This window comes from Flavobacterium maritimum, from assembly GCF_040049085.1.
Classification (GTDB): Bacteria; Bacteroidota; Bacteroidia; order Flavobacteriales; family Flavobacteriaceae; genus Flavobacterium; species Flavobacterium maritimum.
This window is the reverse complement of sequence record NZ_JBDLZY010000001.1, coordinates 263011-281970: the sequence shown is the minus strand read 5'-3', so window position 1 is coordinate 281970 and position 18960 is coordinate 263011. Positions and strand designations below refer to the sequence as shown.

At 35.1% G+C, this 18960-nt stretch carries 17 protein-coding genes; 12 read left to right on the top strand and 5 right to left on the bottom strand.

Going from position 1 to position 18960, the window contains the following annotated elements; all coding sequences use genetic code 11:
- Window positions 1-2: 2 nt before the first annotated feature.
- Together argS and ABEB23_RS01210 are read right to left on the bottom strand one after the other, a co-directional pair.
- Entirely contained in the window at window positions 3-1781 is a 1779-nt protein-coding gene (argS, locus tag ABEB23_RS01215) for an arginine--tRNA ligase (RefSeq protein WP_348810550.1), read from the bottom strand.
- 345 nt (window positions 1782-2126) lie between these two features.
- Complete coding sequence (locus tag ABEB23_RS01210) at window positions 2127-3134, bottom strand: 3-oxoacyl-ACP synthase III family protein (protein WP_348810549.1); 1008 nt, start codon at window positions 3132-3134, stop codon at window positions 2127-2129.
- Window positions 3135-3462: 328 nt separating this feature from the next.
- Between ABEB23_RS01210 and ABEB23_RS01205 the strand changes: the two genes are divergently transcribed.
- The gene (locus ABEB23_RS01205; RefSeq protein WP_348810548.1) at window positions 3463-5874 is read left to right on the top strand and encodes an alpha/beta hydrolase family protein; all 2412 of its coding nucleotides are present in this window, start codon (window positions 3463-3465) and stop codon (window positions 5872-5874) included.
- Window positions 5875-6077: 203 nt separating this feature from the next.
- On the opposite strand, the gene ABEB23_RS01200 is transcribed toward ABEB23_RS01205, so the two are convergent.
- The 3 genes from ABEB23_RS01200 to ABEB23_RS01190 form a co-directional block, all read right to left on the bottom strand.
- Window positions 6078-7022, bottom strand: a complete 945-nt coding sequence (locus ABEB23_RS01200; RefSeq protein ID WP_348810547.1) for an ABC transporter ATP-binding protein — start codon at window positions 7020-7022, stop codon at window positions 6078-6080.
- Window positions 7023-7125: 103 nt separating this feature from the next.
- Window positions 7126-7824, bottom strand: a complete 699-nt coding sequence (locus ABEB23_RS01195; protein WP_348810546.1) for a YiaD family glycine zipper/OmpA-like lipoprotein — start codon at window positions 7822-7824, stop codon at window positions 7126-7128.
- Between the two features lie 20 nt (window positions 7825-7844).
- Complete coding sequence (locus ABEB23_RS01190) at window positions 7845-8336, bottom strand: lipocalin family protein (protein ID WP_348810545.1); 492 nt, start codon at window positions 8334-8336, stop codon at window positions 7845-7847.
- A 180-nt stretch (window positions 8337-8516) separates the two neighbouring features.
- On the opposite strand from ABEB23_RS01190, the gene htpG reads away from it, so the two are divergent.
- From htpG to ABEB23_RS01135, 11 genes are all read left to right on the top strand, one after another.
- Complete coding sequence (gene htpG / locus ABEB23_RS01185; RefSeq protein ID WP_348810544.1) at window positions 8517-10403, top strand: molecular chaperone HtpG; 1887 nt, start codon at window positions 8517-8519, stop codon at window positions 10401-10403.
- A 124-nt stretch (window positions 10404-10527) separates the two neighbouring features.
- The gene (locus tag ABEB23_RS01180) at window positions 10528-11361 is read left to right on the top strand and encodes a hypothetical protein (RefSeq protein WP_348810543.1); all 834 of its coding nucleotides are present in this window, start codon (window positions 10528-10530) and stop codon (window positions 11359-11361) included.
- A 158-nt stretch (window positions 11362-11519) separates the two neighbouring features.
- On the top strand, window positions 11520-11924 hold the full coding sequence (locus ABEB23_RS01175; protein ID WP_348810542.1) for a DUF2721 domain-containing protein: 405 nt from the start codon (window positions 11520-11522) through the stop codon (window positions 11922-11924).
- Between the two features lie 77 nt (window positions 11925-12001).
- Window positions 12002-12910: an EamA family transporter gene (locus ABEB23_RS01170; RefSeq protein WP_348810541.1), complete on the top strand. Its 909-nt coding sequence runs from the start codon at window positions 12002-12004 to the stop codon at window positions 12908-12910.
- 73 nt (window positions 12911-12983) lie between these two features.
- The gene (locus ABEB23_RS01165; protein ID WP_348810540.1) at window positions 12984-13340 is read left to right on the top strand and encodes a DoxX family protein; all 357 of its coding nucleotides are present in this window, start codon (window positions 12984-12986) and stop codon (window positions 13338-13340) included.
- 30 nt (window positions 13341-13370) lie between these two features.
- Window positions 13371-14078 (top strand): aquaporin Z, encoded by a 708-nt coding sequence (gene aqpZ / locus ABEB23_RS01160; RefSeq protein WP_348810539.1) that lies wholly within the window; start codon window positions 13371-13373, stop codon window positions 14076-14078.
- Window positions 14079-14150: 72 nt separating this feature from the next.
- Window positions 14151-14753, top strand: coding sequence for an alpha-ketoglutarate-dependent dioxygenase AlkB family protein (locus tag ABEB23_RS01155; RefSeq protein WP_348810538.1), 603 nt, complete (start codon window positions 14151-14153; stop codon window positions 14751-14753).
- A 47-nt stretch (window positions 14754-14800) separates the two neighbouring features.
- A complete protein-coding gene (locus ABEB23_RS01150; RefSeq protein WP_348810537.1) occupies window positions 14801-15628 on the top strand; it encodes a sterol desaturase family protein in 828 nt (275 codons plus the stop codon).
- 120 nt (window positions 15629-15748) lie between these two features.
- Window positions 15749-16027, top strand: coding sequence for a TIGR03643 family protein (locus ABEB23_RS01145; RefSeq protein WP_348810536.1), 279 nt, complete (start codon window positions 15749-15751; stop codon window positions 16025-16027).
- 143 nt (window positions 16028-16170) lie between these two features.
- Window positions 16171-18030 carry a M61 family metallopeptidase gene (locus ABEB23_RS01140; RefSeq protein ID WP_348810535.1) on the top strand — a complete coding sequence of 620 codons (1860 nt, stop codon included), beginning with the start codon at window positions 16171-16173 and terminating at the stop codon, window positions 18028-18030.
- Between the two features lie 204 nt (window positions 18031-18234).
- A complete protein-coding gene (locus ABEB23_RS01135) occupies window positions 18235-18945 on the top strand; it encodes a DUF4369 domain-containing protein (RefSeq protein ID WP_348810534.1) in 711 nt (236 codons plus the stop codon).
- Window positions 18946-18960 lie beyond the last annotated feature (15 nt).

Genomic DNA, 18960 nt, shown 5'->3' with positions numbered 1-18960 from the left:
AATTACATTCTTTCCGGAACGTTTATTCCTAACAATCTAAATGAGGCAGCGATAGTATCTGCTACTTTTTTAGACAACTGAACTCTGAATATTTTTTTGTTCAAGTCTGTTTCTCCCAATATAGAAACGGCTTGATAAAAAGAATTGTATTCACGAACCAATTCATAGGTAAAGTTGGCTATTAAAGCCGGACTATGATTGTGAGCCGCATTCTGAATCACTTCTGGAAACAATTCAAGTTGTTTTACCAATTCTTTTTCCTTTTCGTGCATCTCGACTAGGCTTGATGCAGCATTAAGATCAAAATTCGCTTTTCTTAAGATGGATTGAATTCTGGCGTATGTATATTGGATAAAAGGGCCTGTGTTTCCAGCAAAATCAACAGATTCTTCCGGATTGAAAAGGATTCGTTTTTTCGGATCTACTTTTAGAATATAATATTTCAAGGCACCAAGACCAATCGTATTATATAACTTTGCTTTTTCTTCCACAGAATAACTCTCCAATTTACCTAAATCTTCAGCAATTTTTTGAGCGGTATCTGTCATTTCCTGCATTAAATCATCTGCGTCTACAACTGTTCCCTCACGACTTTTCATTTTTCCGGAAGGCAAATCAACCATTCCATACGACAAATGATACAGACTGGAAGCCCAATCAAAACCTAATTTTTTCAGGATTAAAAACAACACCTTAAAATGATAATCCTGCTCATTCCCTACGGTATAAACCATCCCTCCTACATCTGGAAAATCTTTTACACGCTGGATTGCTGTACCGATATCCTGTGTCATATAAACAGCAGTCCCGTCCGAACGCAATACAATTTTACGGTCCAAACCTTCATCAGTCAGATCAATCCAAACAGAACCATCAGGATCTTTTTCAAAAATTCCTTTTTCTAATCCAATCTGAACAACATCTTTCCCTAATAAATAGGTATTACTTTCATAATAGTAGCGGTCAAAATCAACCCCTAAATTTTTATAGGTAATTGCAAAACCATCATAAACCCATTGGTTCATCATTTTCCAAAGCGCAATCACTTCTTCATCTCCCGCTTCCCATTTCAATAACATTTCCTGCGCTTCGAGAATAATTGGCGCTTGCTTCTTTGCTTCTTCTTCTGTTTTGCCTTCACTAATTAATTGGTTTATTTCTTCTTTATACGCTTTATCGAAAGCCACATAAAAATTACCAACTAATTTATCTCCTTTTAAACCTGTAGATTCAGGTGTCTGTCCCTTACCAAATTTTTGCCAAGCCAACATTGACTTACAAATATGGATTCCTCTATCGTTAATGATTTGGGTTTTATACACTTTTTTTCCCGCTGCTTTAATGATTTCAGCAACAGAATATCCTAAAAGGTTATTACGAACATGACCTAAATGCAACGGTTTATTCGTGTTTGGCGAAGAATATTCAACCATAATGGCTTTGTCATTCGGATTGGGTTCTACAAAACCAAAACGCTCATTAGTTCTTATTCCGTTGAAGAAATTAAAATAATATTGATCTGAAATCACAATATTCAAAAATCCGGAAACCACATTAAAACGAGCTACTTCTGCTACATTTTCAACTAAATAATCACCAATCTTGTTTCCAAGTTCCACCGGATTGCTTTTAATAACTTTTAGTAACGGAAAAATAACCATTGTAATATCCCCTTCAAACTCCTTACGTGTTGCCTGAAATTCGATTTTATCAATGGATACATCAAACAAAGTTTGAATAGCTTTCTCTATGGATGGGGTAAGAATCTGTTGTAATGACATCTAAACTTAATTTTAAAAGTGTGCAAATATACTGCTTATTCATCAATTACAGAAAGGGTAAAGTACATATTATCTTACCCAAAAAACATTCAAGTTTAATTGTTTCAAAAATCACTCTTTAATGTTAAAAAAAACAGTAATTCAATTTTAAACTAAAAAAAGTGTAACAAAAAATTGTCGTCAACGTCTTAACAAAGTAAGCGGTTCAATTTTATTTATTCAACCGATTCAAAAAGAGGAATTCCTTTTAATAAAAATAGTTTTTAAATAATTTGTAGTAAAAATAAACCCCGGATCATGCCAGTCCGGGGTTTATTTATATAAGGAATCCTTCTTACGATCTCTTTACCATTTGATAATAGCACTGGCCCAAGTAAATCCGCTACCAAAAGCAGCCAAAACAACTGTATCACCCGATTTAATTTTCCCTTGTTCCCAGGCTTCAGTCAAAGCAATCGGAATAGAAGCCGCAGTAGTATTACCGTACTTCTGAATATTATTATACACCTGATCGTCTGTCAGATTAAATTTCTTCTGAATGAACTGGGCGATTCTCAAATTAGCCTGATGCGGAATTAACAGATCAATATCTGAAACTTCCAAATTATTGGCTTCCAAAGCCTCATTAATGACTTCAGAAAAACGAACGACCGCATTTTTAAAAACAAATTGTCCGTTCATATACGGGAAATAACTTTCGTCATCAGGATCATTATCGGCCAGGATATCTGTAACCCAACGACCTCCCATTCCTGGTGCTTTCACAATTAATTCCGCTGCATGTTCGCCTTCAGAATGTAAATGCGTGGACAAAATTCCTTTAGTTAAATCTTCTTCCCTGCTCAAAACAGCCGCTCCTGCACCATCGCCAAAAATCACCGAAACTCCTCTCCCTCGAGTCGTCATATCCAATCCTGTCGACTGTACTTCAGAACCAATCACCAAAACATTTTTATACATTCCCGTTTTGATATATTGATCCGCAACTGACAAAGCATAAACAAAACCAGAACACTGATTTCGCACATCTAAAGCTCCTACAGTTCTTAAACCTAAATCACGTTGCACCAAAACACCCGGCCCAGGAAAATAGTAATCAGGGCTTAAGGTAGCAAAAACCACAAAATCAATATCCTCTTTGGCAACTCCGGAGCGCTCAATAGCAATTTGAGCCGCTTTCACTCCCATCGTAGTCGTGGTATCTTCCCCTCGAATGATATGCCTTCTTTCCTGAATACCAGTTCGCTCCTGAATCCACTCGTCATTGGTATCTATAATTTTAGACAAATCGTCATTAGTGACAATATTGGAAGGAACATAAAATCCTAATCCTGATATTTTTGAATGATACATAGTTTTGTTATTTTATTAAAATCAAGGGTGCAAATTTAAATATACTTTAAAATAATAGCCCACAAATTACTACTTTTTTACTAATAAGCAATACTATTTTTAAGGAGCTGTTTACTTCGTCAGTTCACTTCGCTCGTGTCCTGCTGTACGCTATATCTTTTTTTTCGCAAAAAAGCGAGAAAGAAAAAGGATACCTCCCGAACCTTCGGGGCCATCAGGGCTAGGCATTCTAATTAAAACGACTTCTCGTTTTCAAATGTAACAAAATTGCACTATTTTAGACTAAACACAACAATTACGCTTTCTCTAATCTAATATCATTCAATCCATGAAATTAAAAGTTACCTTCTTATTATTTTTGGGCATCGGAATTTCGGCTTTTGCACAAGAAAACCTCAGCTATCAAAAACCATCCAAAACCATTTTGGATCTGGCAGATTACCAAAGAGCCCCTTCGGTTTCCATGGATACCAAAAAAGAATACATGCTGTTGTCTTACAGGAACACCTATAAAACATTAGATGATTTAAATCAGGAAGAATTGCGATTAGGTGGATTACGAATCAATCCTGTCACCAATATTTCAAGCACCGTCACGTATATCATCAACCTTAAATTACGAAAAATTAAAGGCAAAGATGAAGTTCAGGTGGCTGGTTTACCATCGAATCCACGAATCAGTAATATAACATGGTCTCCAAATGATAAGAAGATTTTATTTTCAAACACTATAAATACCGGTGTAGAACTTTGGGTTTTGGATGTAGCTACAGCACAAGCAACAAAATTAACCGAAGCTACCGTAAATGCAAATCTTGGAAATCCATTCAACTGGTTTGCTGATAACGAAACTATTTTGGTGAAAATGTTACCCAAAAACAGAGCTGCTTTACTCGATGCCAAAAAAGATTTACCAACAGGTCCCATTATCTCCAATGCTGATGGGGCTAAATCCCAAAACAGAACGTATCCGGATATGTTGAAAAACAAAAATGACGAAATCAATTTTGAAAACATCATCACATCCGAATTATATAAAGTAAACCTCAACGGAACGGCAACTTTATTTAAAAAAGCAGACATGTATGCAGGGGAAAGCTTTTCTCCCGATGGCAACTACCTGATGTTAAACACAATTCAAAAACCATTTTCATATATCGTTCCACTAAGCCGCTTTCCTTTTAAAACAGTCGTTTACGATAAAGACGGAAAAGAAGTAAAAGTCGTTAATGAAGTTCCCTTGAATGAAATCATGCCAAAGGGATTCATGGCAGTCCGCAAAGGAAAAAGAGAAATGGGCTGGAGAAATGATAAACCCGCTACATTATACTATGTGGTAGCTTTAGACGAAGGAGACCAAGCCAATAAAGTAGACTTTAGAGATGAAGTATTTCTTTGGGAAGCACCATTTACTGGCGAAGCAACTTCATTGGTAAAAACACCGCAACGTTATAGCGACATTATTTGGGGGAGTGAAACTGTAGCTGTAGTGTCAGATGAATGGTATGATACCCGCAACACAAAAACGTATTTAATCAATCCATCTGATTTATCCCAAAAACCAAAAGTAATTTCAGATAGAAACTCACAAGACATTTACTCTGATCCGGGATTTTTTGAAACCAGAAAAAATCAATACAATAAATATGTTTTAGCCATAGAAAAAGACATGGCATACCGTATTGGTGATGGGTACACCAAAGACGGACAATTTCCATTTATTGATGAATTCAATTTAAAAACTTTGCTGTCTAAACGATTGTATACTTCCACTTACAAAGACAAAAAAGAAGATTTATTAGAAATTGAAGATTTTAAAAAAGGAATAGTTTTAGTTCAGATTCAGTCCAAAAGCGAATACCCGAATTACTATTTTAGAAACATCCAAAAGGAAAATAGCCTAACTCCAATCACATCTTTTAAAAATCCATTTGAAAGTATTAAAAATGTAAGCAAAGAGGTCATCAAATACAAACGAAAAGACGGAGTGGAATTATCGGGCACTTTATATTTACCGGAAGGATATGATAAGGTAAAAAAAGAAAAATTGCCCTTATTGATTTGGGCCTACCCGTCTGAATTTAAAGACAAAAACAGTGCTGGACAAAGCAATCAAAACTCAAATGAATTCACATTTCCTTATTATGGTTCCTTTGTATATTGGGTAACCAAAGGCTATGTTGTACTTGACGATGCCTCGTTTCCAATTATTGGAGAAGGAACTACAGAACCTAATGACAATTTTATCACTCAATTAGTTGACAATGCCGAAGCAGCTATCAATGCTGTAGATGCTTTGGGTTATATCAACCGAAAAAAAGTTGCTGTTGGTGGGCATTCCTATGGTGCTTTTATGACTGCCAATTTATTAACGCATTCCAATCTTTTTGCTTGCGGAATTGCCCGAAGCGGTGCTTACAACAGAACCTTAACTCCTTTTGGTTTTCAAAGTGAACAACGCAATTATTGGGAAGTTCCTGAAGTATACAACACGATGTCTCCTTTTATGAATGCCGAAAAAATGAAAACACCATTACTTTTGGTACACGGTGAAGCGGATAACAATCCAGGCACTTTCACCTTGCAGACAGAACGTTATTTTCAGGCTCTAAAAGGTTTGGGAGCTCCTGCAAGAATGGTTATTTTACCTAAAGAAAGCCATGGTTATGCTGCAAAAGAAAACATCCTTCACCTGCTTTGGGAACAAGATCAGTTCTTAGAAAAATATTTGAAGAATTAATTCAAATAGTAGAAGACAGGTCAGTGTTTCGAAAGCAGAACATAAAAATAAAACCCCAAAATCGTATTGATTTTGGGGTTTTATTTTTTTACAAAAATTGTTATATAAATTAAAAGTGACTTCGCCTTCTGATAGTTATCAGAACCACAAACCACTGATGACTGAATTGGTTACTGATTACTGAACACTGTGTACCTCAAATACTAAGCTTTCATCAAGCTCACTTCCTGATTGGGTTCTAATTCCGAATCGTGTTCGAAGAAAATTACCTTTCGATCAAAAACAGCTTTTACTAAATAACGGCTCCCCTTAAAATAGGATTGCTTTACGATTACTTTTAGCGTTCCGTTAGCGTTAACTTTAAGCTGATGCGGATACACCAAAATGTTTTCCTCATCACTTTCATTTAAAGTTAACAAAGACAATTTCAAGTCATTTACTTCCCCAAAAAGAGATGCAATATATTTATCAGAAGGATTTTCATACAAGGCTTTTGGACTATTTTTCGTTACGATTTTCCCGTTTTGCATAACAATAGTTTCATCCGAAAAAGATAAAGCATCCGTACTATCGTGCGTAGCGATGATACAGGTGATTCCCTTTACTTTTAAGTAATGAAACAAATTTCTGCGTAGGGCATTTTTGCGAAACGAATCAATCTGACTAAACGGCTCGTCTAATAAAAGTATCTGAGGTTCTAACGCCAAAACCCTTGCCAGCGCTACTCTTTGTTGCTGTCCACCGCTGAGATATTTGGCTTTTACATTCGCAAAGGCAGCCATTTCAACCATTTCCAGAAGTTCCTGAACCCGAGCCTTCTTTTTATCTTTATAGATGTTAGACAAAAATTTACCCACATTTTCCTCAACGGTAATGTAAGGCATTAGGTCGAAATCCTGCGCCAGGTATTTGATATAATCTTCTCCCGGAATAAGATTGAATTTGGGTCCTAAAATGGGTGTATCATTATACCAAATTTCACCTTCATTGAGATCGTATAACCCATAAATCAATTTCAAAAGGGTGCTTTTTCCGCAACCACTTTCACCAATTACAGCTACATTAGACCCTTGGGAAATTGTAAAACTAACATTCTCAATAACTGTTGCATCTGTGTAGGCGAAGGAAATATTTTTTAATTCAAGCATGTTCCGTATTTGAAAAGCCAAATTTACAATGTTTAATTTAAATTGAAGAACAAAAAAAAACTGCTTCCTAAGAAACAGTTTTTTTTTGAATGTAATTTGGTGATTATTTTTTTTCCGCTTGCACCTTAGCTTCCTGTACCATTTTTTCATTGGCAGTAATAGCAAACTCAACACGACGGTTTTGGCTTCTGCCTTCCGGAGTATCGTTCGTTGCGATTGGATCAGCAATACCTAAACCAGATGTTTTAAATCTGCTTACTTTTAATCCTTTTGAAACCAAATAATCTTTAACTGACTCTGCTCTTCTTTGAGAAAGCGTCAAATTGTATTCCGGTTTTCCAGTACTGTCTGTATAACCAAAAATCTCTATATTAGTTTCTGCATATTCATTGAATACAGGAATAAGTTTATCCAAATTGGTTTTCGCCTGAGCGGTCAAAGTAGCTTTGTTAGTATCAAAACGAACAGCATCTTCTTTTAAAACCAAATGAATTCCTTCTCCTACTCTTTCTACATCCGCACCTGGTAAAGCCTGGTCAATTTCTCTGGCTTGTTTGTCCATATTACTTCCAATAAGGGCACCGGTTCCTCCACCTACAACAGCTCCAATTGCAGCTCCTAATGCGGCATTCCCGCCTTTTCCTAAATTATTACCAAGAATACCTCCAATTAATGCTCCTGAAGCTGCACCTATTGCAGTCCCTTTTTGTGTGTTATTCGCATTCTTTACAGACTCGCAACTTGTAAAAAAACCGCTTAAAACAAACAAAGTACTTAACCCTAAAATTGCTATTTTTTTCATTATATTATATTTTATTTTTATTAATTAACCTTTTGAAATCGGTAAACCACATCTGTAGCTTTCCCACCAACATCTATTTTATCTATCAGTTGGAATGAAGTTTCTGATTGACTTACAAATCCCAGAACAAATCCGGTTTTTACATTTTTAGATTTCAGACCTTCGTCCAAAATTTTCATCACAAACTTTCCTTCCTCATTTATATACCATGTAATGGAAGAACTAAAAGCCGGACAGCCTGATTGCGTAAGGGCCATCGTTCCTTTGTTGTTATTTGAAATAAAACTCCAAGTACTTCCTACAAAACATTTAGAATCAGCAACGCTAAAAGAAGTGACCTTAATATACTGTGATCCCGGATAGGTAACATCCGTTATTTGCCAATTTCCCTTAATCCCAACTTGAGCGCTTCTGTCCAATTTTGTAGTAGCTGCAGGTGCAGTTGTTTCAGATGCAGATTTACATGCAACAACCAAAATAGTTGCTATACATAATAAAATTACTTTTCTCATTGATTAAAATTTTATAAATTAATATTCCTACAAAGATACAATGCTTAGAAAAAAAATACTTTCAAAATTAAATTAATTTATTATAAAATTATCGCTTACGCCAATTTGTCACTTTGGTTCTAATTGGTATCTTATTTGAAAGCTAAAATAGCAGATTGTAAAACCCTTAAAATTTAAAATATGACAACAGGTAAAATTAATGTTTCGGTTGAAAACATCTTTCCCTTAATCAAGAAATTTTTATACAGTGATCACGAAATTTTCTTACGCGAATTAATTTCAAATGGAACAGATGCGACACTAAAATTAAAGCATTTAACAAGTATTGGCGAAGCCAAAGTAGAATATGGCAACCCAATTATTGAAGTAAAAATCGATAAAGAAGCTAAGAAATTACACATTATCGATCAAGGTTTAGGGATGACTGCAGAGGAAGTGGAGAAATACATCAACCAAGTCGCTTTTTCTGGAGCTGAAGAGTTTTTGGACAAATACAAAGATTCTGCAAAAGATTCTGGAATCATTGGCCATTTCGGTCTTGGTTTTTATTCCGCTTTTATGGTTGCCGAAAAAGTGGAAATCATCACTAAATCATTTAAAGACGAGCCTGCCGCCCACTGGACTTGTGACGGAAGCCCTGAGTTTACATTAGAACCGGCTGACAAAACAACTCGAGGAACGGAAATAATTTTACATATTGCCGAAGATTCATTAGAATTTTTGGAAGAGTTCAAAATAAGAGAACTGTTGAATAAATACAACAAGTTCATGCCTATTCCAATTAAATTTGGAACAAAAACGGAAACGCTTCCTAAACCGGAAGATGCTCCTGAAGATTATAAAGCAGAAACGGTTGAAGTTGATAACATTATCAACAATCCAAATCCAGCATGGACCAAACCTCCAACAGATTTATCTGATGAGGATTATAAAAACTTCTACCACGAATTGTATCCAATGCAATTTGAAGAGCCTTTGTTTCACATCCACTTAAATGTTGATTATCCGTTCAATCTGACCGGTATTTTATATTTCCCAAAATTAGGTTCCGACTTACAAATTCAGAAAGATAAAATACAGTTGTACCAAAATCAGGTGTATGTAACGGACAATGTAGAAGGAATTGTTCCTGAATTTTTAATGATGTTAAAAGGTGTTGTTGATTCGCCAGACATTCCTTTGAACGTATCTCGTTCAGGATTACAGGCCGATGCAGCTGTGAAGAAAATTTCGAATTACATCACCCGTAAAGTTGCCGATAAACTAAAAGCCTTATTCAACGAAAACCGTGAGGATTTTGAGAAAAAATGGAATGATATCAAAATCGTTTTAGAATACGGAATGCTTTCAGAAGACAAATTCTACGAAAAAGCAGGAGCTTTTGTATTGTACCCAACGGTAGATGATAAATACTTCACGCTGGATGAATTAAAAGAAAACCTGAAAGACAAACAAACCGACAAAGACGGAAAATTGGTTGTTTTATATGCTGGAAACAAAGAAGCTCAACACTCTTATATCGAAATTGCGAAAGATAAAGGATATGAAGTTTTATTACTTGACTCGCCAATTATCTCGCATTTAATCCAAAAAATAGAAAGCGACAACAGTGGTTTAACTTTTGTACGTGTCGATTCTGACCATATCGATAATTTAATTAAGAAAGAGGATACTGTCATTTCTAAATTATCTGAAGAAGAACAAAACAATCTAAAAACTGTTTTAGAAACTATTGTTCCAAAACAAAACTATTCAGTGCAGTTAGAAGCAATGGACAGTCAGGCAGCTCCTTTCATTATTACGCAACCTGAATTTATGCGTAGAATGAAAGAAATGAGTCAGTCTGGTGGCGGCGGAATGTTTGGCATGGGCAATATGCCGGAAATGTACAATTTGGTCGTAAATACCAATTCAGATTTGGCTACAACAATCCTTACAACCGAAGACAAATCAGCGCAGGAAAGTTTGGTAAAACAAGCTTTAGATTTGGCTAAATTATCCCAAAACTTATTGAAAGGAGAAGCATTAACTGCTTTTGTAAAAAGAAGTTTTGAGATGATCAAATAAATTTTAAAATACTCAAACAACAATCAAAAACCCTGTAAGTCAAGACTTACAGGGTTTTTCCTTTGATATAAACTTATTTTTACTATTTTTGGCAAGCCACATAATCTAATTTAAACCTAACCAAATGAAAAAAATTAAATTTTTATTCTCGTCCCTTGCCGTTGTTCTTTTAACAACCGTTTCATGTACCAAGGAAGAAGCCATAGAGGCTGCCGATACGAACGCTGTTGTTGCTTCTGTAGCAATTGATGCTTCAAACGAAATTGATTTTAAAACCGGAATGCAAGTCGCCTTAGACAACACAAGTGCTAAAAGCACCCTAAGCGCTAAGACCTCTTCACTGGTTGGTAATTGTGCCGTTGTAACCATGGAAACTCCTACGGCAAATGCTTTCCCTAAAATATTTTATGTCGATTTTGGAACAGGTTGCACAACTAACAATATCACCAGAAAAGGAAAATTAAAAATTACCCTTTCCAATTACATCAGTACTTATGGAAGTACTATGAAAATAGAAAGAGAGAACTATTATATCAATGGCTCAAAAATTGAAGGAATTGTAAATTATGTAAACGAAACGACATCAAGTGCTGTCCCACAATGGACCAGAACTGTAACTGATGGAAAACTTACTGATGCCAACGGACATATATTTCTACACTCCGGATCACATACCATGAAACAAACTGAAGGTGCTTTAACACCTCTTTTGTTAGATGATAATTTATATGAAATGACTCAAGGGAGTCACACAATCACAAAAGAGAATGGTTCAACATTAACTTTAACAGTCTTAGAACCTTTGGTGAAAAAATACTCCTGTGAATACATTTCAAAAGGAAAATTAGAATTAAAAGGAGAATTCCTGAACGGTGTTGTGGATTACGGAACCGGTGATTGCGATGCTAAATATACCTATACACACGAAAATGGTTTAGTATTTAGTCTAAATATGTAAGCTTCTTTTCCTTGATGAAACAAATCCTCGTTATTTTCGAATATCGAGGATTTTTTTTGTTTTCAAATAGCCATCTGTGTACTAAGTAATCAAAAGAATAGCGACCTTTGCAACAAGTCTTCAGGATTGAAGTAATTGTATTACTAATTAAAACAACAATGACCTTACACATTGAAACTCCAGCATTACTTTTCTCGGCCACCTCATTAATTCTATTGGCATATACGAACAGATTCCTAACCATTGCAACAATCGTTCGGGGATTAAAAAAAACCTATAAGGAGAAAGAAAACAAAATGATTTTATTGGAAATCAAAAATCTTAACCTGCGGCTTACTCTTATTCGTTACATGCAAATGGCAGGTGTTTTGAGTTTATTCCTTTCTGTTTTCACCATGTTATTATTGTTTCTGGATCAACAATTGGCTAGTATTTATCTCTTCGGATTTAGCTTGCTTTCGTTGTTAATCTCTTTAGGTTTATCTTTTTGGGAAATTAATATCTCTGTAGATGCGCTGCGGGTACATTTGAGTGATTTGGTAGGAAAAGAGATCAAAGAATAATCGTATAAAGTTTTAGATATAACAAAATTACAATTCGCAACTAAAGCCTATCTTTGCCCGCTTTTAAAATTTTACAAATGACAAAGAAGAATGTATTGAAAGGTGTTTTTTTGGTTGGACTTGGCGCCACTAGTTATGGTATGCTGGCTACTTTTGTAAAAATGGCTTATGACGAAGGATACACAACAGCCGAAGTGACAGTATCTCAATTTATATTGGGAATACTTGGAATACTCCTTATCAATACTTTTCAAAAAGCAAAAAAACGAGATACTGTTGTAAAAGCATCCCAAAAAAATATTTTTCATTTGATGCTTGCTGGAACTTCTTTGGGACTAACAAGTGTCTTTTATTATCTGACCGTAAAGTTCATCCCTGTTTCTATTGCTATTGTTTTGTTGATGCAAACCGTTTGGATTGGTGTTTTATTAGAAATGATTTTAGATAAAAAAATCCCTTCAATCAAAAAAATCATATCGGTACTAATTGTTTTAATTGGAACTGTTTTGGCTACAAATATTATAAAAACCGAAATCCAACTGGATTGGAGAGGAATAGTATTAGGTCTTTTATCTGCAACTTCCTTTACCACTACAATGTTTACCGCAAATCGTGTGGCCACAAATATTTCTTCGGCACAACGCAGTTTATACATGTTGCTTGGTGGTGCAATTATTGTTTTTGCTTTTGCTTTCGCAACGCAAACAACGGCGTTCAACTTTACTATTTTTACAAAATGGGGAATTATTCTTTCCCTGTTTGGAACTATAATCCCACCGCTTTTAATGAATGCCGGTTTTCCTCATACCGGAATTGGTCTTGGAAGCATCGTTTCTGCTTTAGAACTTCCTGTATCAGTATCTATGGCTTATTTTCTTTTGAATGAAAATGTAAACACCATACAGTGGCTTGGTATCATTTTAATCATTTTGGCCATAGTCCTGATGAATACAAATCATAAAAAAGCAAAATTTCATAATATATAGTGTGTTAAAAATTATTCGCGCAATTCTGCCAATTGTGTTAATTTTTTTATAAATTCGTAAGAAACAATCGATTATGAATTTACCTTGGCATCTATATGTAATGGCCTTTGTTTATATTCTAGCAGGAATTAATCATTTTAAAACCCCTCGTGTTTACCTAAAAATCATCCCCCCATATTTTCCAAATCCAAAATTATTAAATGGCATCAGTGGATTTGCAGAAATCTTTTTAGGAATCAGCCTTTGCATCCCCATGTTTTCCAGTTACGCTTCCTGGGGAATTATAGCTTTGCTAATTGTCGTTTTTCCAACACATCTATACATGCTTCAAAACGAAAAAGCAGGCATGGGCTTACCCAAATGGCTTTTACTTTTGCGAATGCCTTTACAATTTGTCTTGATCTATTGGGCATTTCAATATACAGTTTAAACACGTAACCTTTAATTTAAATAATCTATTATGAAAAAACTATTAGCAGAATTTTTCGGAACCTACTGGTTAGTATTTGGTGGTTGTGGTAGTGCTCTTTTTGCCGCTGGAATTCCTGATTTAGGAATTGGTTTTGCGGGAGTGTCATTGGCTTTTGGACTTACTGTTTTAACCATGGCTTATGCGGTAGGACATATCTCAGGCGGGCATTTTAATCCTGCCGTTTCTTTTGGTCTATGGGCAGGAGGAAGATTTTCAGCAAAAGAATTAGTCCCTTATATCATAGCGCAATGTATAGGAGCGATTGCTGCCGCAGGAACTTTATACACCATTGCCTCAGGTAAAGCCGGTTTCATGATAGATAATACCAAAGCGGGTGCTTTTGCTTCCAATGGTTTTGGCGCTTTTTCACCAGACGGATACTCCATGCAAGCAGCTTTTATAGCGGAGTTTGTCTTGACTCTATTCTTTTTATTGGTTATCCTTGGAGCTACTGATAAATTTGCAAACGGTAAATTCGCAGGAGTTGCTATCGGTCTAGCCTTGACTTTAATCCATTTAATTAGTATCCCGATTACCAATACTTCCGTAAATCCGGCAAGATCATTGTCTCAGGCGGTATTTGTTGGAGGAGAACCTTTATCACAAGTATGGTTGTTTTGGGTTGCACCAATATTAGGGGCTATTGTGGCTGGGTTTATTTATAAAAATTTATTGCAGGACAACTCAGAAGTATAACTTCATTTTTGATTTAAATTCAAAGAGAAAAATAGAATCTAAAAGTTTTATTTTTCTCTTTATTTTTACAAAATGAATTCACTTTTTCAACAGGAACCCATCGTTCTGGATTTACCGGATGCCGAAATTATCTACTATCCCCATTTTTTAGATACAAATGAAGCGGATAAAATCTTTACGGAATTAAAAAACACGATTCCTTGGCAACAGGATGAAATTCGGGTTTTTGGAAAAACACATGCCCAACCCAGACTAACAGCATTGTTTGGAAACGAAGGAAAACCCTATTCGTACTCGAATATCACGATGCAACCCCATCATTGGACACCTATTTTACAAAAAATCAAATTTTATGTCGAAAGTATTTGCGAAACAGAGTTCAGCACCGTTTTACTGAATTATTATCGCGACGGAAAAGACAGTAACGGCTGGCACGCTGACAATGAAAAAGAATTGGGTATCAATCCCATAATTGCTTCCTTGAGTTTCGGGGCGGCACGAACTTTTCAGCTGAAACACAATACTGATAAGGAAAAGAAAAAAAGTATCGTTTTGGAACACGGTAGTTTATTATTGATGAAGGGAACGACCCAGCATTTCTGGAAACACCAAATTCCAAAAACAGCAAAACCAACAGGCCCCAGAATTAACCTTACCTTTCGAATTATAAAATAACTTTTGAATCTAAATTTTATTAAATTTGGAATAAATACTCCAAATTTATGAATGATATTATTTCCTATTTTAGTTCTATCCCATCCTCCCACAGAAGCCTGATCCTGGTAGCCGGTATTACTATTTTTTGGCTCATAGAAAATGCGTTTCCTCTTTTTAATTTTAAATATAAAAAGTGGCATCATGCAGGCATCAATTTCTTTCTGACACTGACGACCATCATAGTCAATTTTGTATTGGCTTTTATTTTGATAAAATCTGCGGATTGGGCTGTGACTAATAACTTCGGAATTTTACAATGGCTTCCACAAATGCCGATCTGGCTTTATGCTTTAATCGGATTACTTTTATTGGATTTAATTGGTGCCTATCTAGTTCATTTAGTAGAACACCGAATTAAATTTTTATGGCGTTTCCACTTGATTCACCACACTGATACCTGGATAGACACCACTACTGCTAACAGACATCATCCGGGAGAAAGTGTCATTCGGTTTGTTTTCACAACTTTGGGTGTTTTAATCGTCGGAAGCCCTATGTGGATGGTGTTTTTATACCAAACCTTATCGGTAATTGCTACCCAATTTAACCATGCAAACATTTCATTACCTAAGAAAGTGGATGCCTTTTTGAGTTATTTTATCGTATCGCCTGATATGCATAAAGTCCACCATCATTATGTTTTACCCTATACGGACAGTAATTACGGGAATATTTTTTCAGTTTGGGACCGCTTATTTGGCACATTTATGACACTTCCAAGAGAGGAAATTATCTATGGTGTGGACACGCATATGAAGGAAGAGGATAACAATCAATTGAAAAATTTATTAAAAATACCGTTTCAAAAACAGCGTTCAGTCGAAAACAACTAAAAATCAGTATTTTTTTTACCCTTTGACAAAAAAGTAATTATTTTTTTTATTAATATTGGTATCTATTTAAAAATCAAATTTAATAATCGTTAACCCCCTATTTGAATTAATTTTCACGTGATGAAAAAGAGTAACCGCAAAGAATTGAACTGGGAACAAACAGAAAAACTTGTTACACTGGCCCTGGAAGAAAGAAACCCTTTTGAGATTATCAAAAAAGAATTTGGTTTAGCCGAAAAAGAGGTTTTAGAAATAATGAAAAAGAAGATGCCGGCAGAAAAATTTGAAATGTGGAAAAAGAAAGCTACAGCAAATAAACCGAAACCGAAACCTCTGAAAATTGATGATTTTGACGAAGACTTAGACGGTAAGTATTACATAAAAAACAAACTAGACTAAAAAAACCAAACTCCTGTTATGCAGGAGTTTTTTTTATGCAGTAATTCATTAAAAAATTAAATCGGTCCGAAACCGGATTTTATCAGTCCACAAATGTAACGTTTAGACGCATTTAATGACAAATAGCTAAAAATAAACAAATCATGAAAAAAATAATTTTTGCATTTGCATTTGCATCTATATTTTGGAGTTGTAAAACCACAAGTCCGGCAACTGTTCCAACAAAAGAAGAAATGCAAGTTTCTATCAACCTTAATGAAGTAAAGGATGATAAAGTTTTGGTTACCATTACGCCTCCAAAAATCAATGTTGACGAAATCACCTATAGTATTCCAAAAATTGTCCCTGGCACCTATTCCGAAGATAATTATGGTAAATATATTGACGACCTAAAAGCCTTTGACGCGAAAGGAAATCTCTTAAGTGTTAAAAAAACAGACGTTAATTCCTGGTCTATTACAAATGCAAAAACATTAAAAACAATCACCTATTTAGTGAACGACACTTTCGATACTGAAGTTGGCGGCGGTTTTGGCAAGGAAGATATTTTTTCACCTGCAGGTACAAATATCGATGCCGGTGTTAATTTCGTAATAAACATGCATGGTTTCGTAGGCTATTTTCAAAACCTTAAAGACATCCCTTATAAAGTTACCATAGCACATCCGGAAACACTTTGGGGGGCTACTTCCATGACTGATTTGGACGCCACAGCTACCACTGATGTATTTTTGACTCCTCGTTATGCAGAATTAGTTGAAAATCCGGTAATGTACTCAAAACCGGATTATACTACATTTACAGTTGACGGAATGGATATACTAATTGGTGTTTATTCTCCAACCGGTAAAGTAACTGCAGAAAGCATTACTCCAGAAATGAAAACGATGATGACCGCCCAAAAAACGTTCTTAGGCAAAATAAATGCTACCAAAAAATACAGTGTTTTATTATACCTGTCCAGCATGAAAGATAAAGATGCCAAGGGTTTTGGAGCTTTAGAACACCCAACAGCAACGACGGTAGTTTTACCTGAAATGCTACCAAAAGAAGAATTAGTCAAATCGATGAAAGACGTCGTTTCCCACGAATTTTTTCATATCCTGACTCCATTGACAATCCATTCTAAAGAAATTCAATATTTTGATTACAATTCGCCAAAAATGTCGGAGCATTTATGGATGTACGAAGGCGTAACAGAATATTTTGCTAATCTCTTTCAAATTAAACAAGAATTGATTGACGAAGATGAATTTTATTCTCGCATAGCAGAAAAAATTTCAACTGCCAACTCTATGAATGACACGATGCCTTTTACCACAATGAGTGCCAATGTGTTAACAAAACCATATAAAGACCAATATTTAAATGTATACAACAAAGGAGCACTTATCGGAATGTGTATTGACATTATCATTAGAGAAAAAAGTAATGGAGAAAGAGGCATTTTAGATTTAATGCAACAACTGTCAAAAGAATATGGTGTTACAAAACCATTTAATGACAATGAGCTTTTTGCAAAAATAACGGCACTAACCTATCCGGAAGTTGGCGAGTTTTTAACCACTTATGTTTCCGGACCAACACCTATTCCTTACGAAACCTATTTGGCAAAAGTAGGGGTATCGAAATCTGTAGAAAAATCGACCGGGAATGTATTCCTGAAAGGACAGTCTCCTTACATCACCGTAAATCCTCAAACCAAGGAAATTATTGTGATTCCAAATATAGAACTAATTGATTTTTATAAAAATTTAGACCTAAGAGGTGGCGATATTCTTTTGGCAATAAACGAAAAACCATATTCTTTGGACAATATTTACGACATGATTTCTGACAGCCAAAACTGGAAAGAAAACGATGCCATTTCGATAAAAATAAAACGTGATGGAAAAGAACAAACCATAACCGGAAAAGTAAAACTTCCTTATGAAGAAAAAGAAGGTTTAAAAGCTACAGACTTGTCAAAAAATAGCTTAAAACAGTCTTGGTTAAAAGGATAAATAAGAATTAACTGCATGAATCTCAATCTATAAATAGATTGAGATTTTTTTATGAAATTCATCAAGGCTAACCTCTTATCTTTTCAACAATTTTCTTTATTTTGCACCAAAATTAAAACACCAATGAAATCGCCTTGATTCAAAAACAAATCATAATAAAGAATGGCGATACCATGTTCCCAAAAAAATAAATATCAACTTCACATGAAAAAAACAATTATTGCATTTATTACTCTCGCTGTTTTGGCCTCTTGTAATGAAAAGGAATCAAAAGCAAATTTACATCTGACCGGAAATATCAAAGGCCTTAAAAACGGAACTTTATATATTCAGAGAGTCGTTGATACAACCTTGGTTGCCCTCGATACAATTACCATTGATGGAAATTCGAATTTTGAGAGTGATCTGGAATTGAAATCACCAGAAATGCTTTATTTATACTTAGACAGAGGTGTGAGTAATTCTTTAGACAATAACATCCTGTTTTTTGCTGAACCTGGAACGATTAACATCAATACCAATTTGGATGCTTATATTTCAGATGCAAAGGTTACCGGATCCAAAAATCATGATTTGTATGAAGAATACAAAAAAATAAACTCTCGTTTTAAAGATGAAAGCTTAACATTGATAGAACAAAAATTCAAAGCGATTAAAAGCAAAAATGCAAAAGCTATTGACAGTTTAAGCCTAAAACAAGACTCTAACATCAAGAGAAAGTATTTATACGCGACTAATTTTGCTTTAAACAATAGAGAACATGAAGTTGCACCATACATAGCCTTATCAGAGATTTACGATATCAATGTTAAATATTTGGACACTATCCAGAAAGCAATGTCCCCTAAGGTGGCACAATCGCTTTATGGAAAAAAACTGACTGAATATGTTGCTGCTGTTAAAAACCAGAAATAAGCAAACCGAAAGTTA

Bases quoted from the DNA above. Each gene is read 5' to 3' on its own strand.
- ABEB23_RS01165 (WP_348810540.1), top strand. From the start codon at position 12,984: ATGAATTTACCTTGGCATCTATATGTAATGGCCTTTGTTTATATTCTA.
- argS (WP_348810550.1), bottom strand. From the start codon at position 1,781: ATGTCATTACAACAGATTCTTACCCCATCCATAGAGAAAGCTATTCAA.
- ABEB23_RS01205 (WP_348810548.1), top strand. From the start codon at position 3,463: ATGAAATTAAAAGTTACCTTCTTATTATTTTTGGGCATCGGAATTTCG.
- htpG (WP_348810544.1), top strand. From the start codon at position 8,517: ATGACAACAGGTAAAATTAATGTTTCGGTTGAAAACATCTTTCCCTTA.
- ABEB23_RS01155 (WP_348810538.1), top strand. From the start codon at position 14,151: ATGAATTCACTTTTTCAACAGGAACCCATCGTTCTGGATTTACCGGAT.
- ABEB23_RS01150 (WP_348810537.1), top strand. From the start codon at position 14,801: ATGAATGATATTATTTCCTATTTTAGTTCTATCCCATCCTCCCACAGA.
- ABEB23_RS01140 (WP_348810535.1), top strand. From the start codon at position 16,171: ATGAAAAAAATAATTTTTGCATTTGCATTTGCATCTATATTTTGGAGT.
- ABEB23_RS01190 (WP_348810545.1), bottom strand. From the start codon at position 8,336: ATGAGAAAAGTAATTTTATTATGTATAGCAACTATTTTGGTTGTTGCA.
- ABEB23_RS01200 (WP_348810547.1), bottom strand. From the start codon at position 7,022: ATGCTTGAATTAAAAAATATTTCCTTCGCCTACACAGATGCAACAGTT.
- ABEB23_RS01180 (WP_348810543.1), top strand. From the start codon at position 10,528: ATGAAAAAAATTAAATTTTTATTCTCGTCCCTTGCCGTTGTTCTTTTA.
- ABEB23_RS01145 (WP_348810536.1), top strand. From the start codon at position 15,749: ATGAAAAAGAGTAACCGCAAAGAATTGAACTGGGAACAAACAGAAAAA.
- ABEB23_RS01195 (WP_348810546.1), bottom strand. From the start codon at position 7,824: ATGAAAAAAATAGCAATTTTAGGGTTAAGTACTTTGTTTGTTTTAAGC.
- ABEB23_RS01170 (WP_348810541.1), top strand. From the start codon at position 12,002: ATGACAAAGAAGAATGTATTGAAAGGTGTTTTTTTGGTTGGACTTGGC.
- aqpZ (WP_348810539.1), top strand. From the start codon at position 13,371: ATGAAAAAACTATTAGCAGAATTTTTCGGAACCTACTGGTTAGTATTT.
- ABEB23_RS01175 (WP_348810542.1), top strand. From the start codon at position 11,520: ATGACCTTACACATTGAAACTCCAGCATTACTTTTCTCGGCCACCTCA.
- ABEB23_RS01210 (WP_348810549.1), bottom strand. From the start codon at position 3,134: ATGTATCATTCAAAAATATCAGGATTAGGATTTTATGTTCCTTCCAAT.
- ABEB23_RS01135 (WP_348810534.1), top strand. From the start codon at position 18,235: ATGAAAAAAACAATTATTGCATTTATTACTCTCGCTGTTTTGGCCTCT.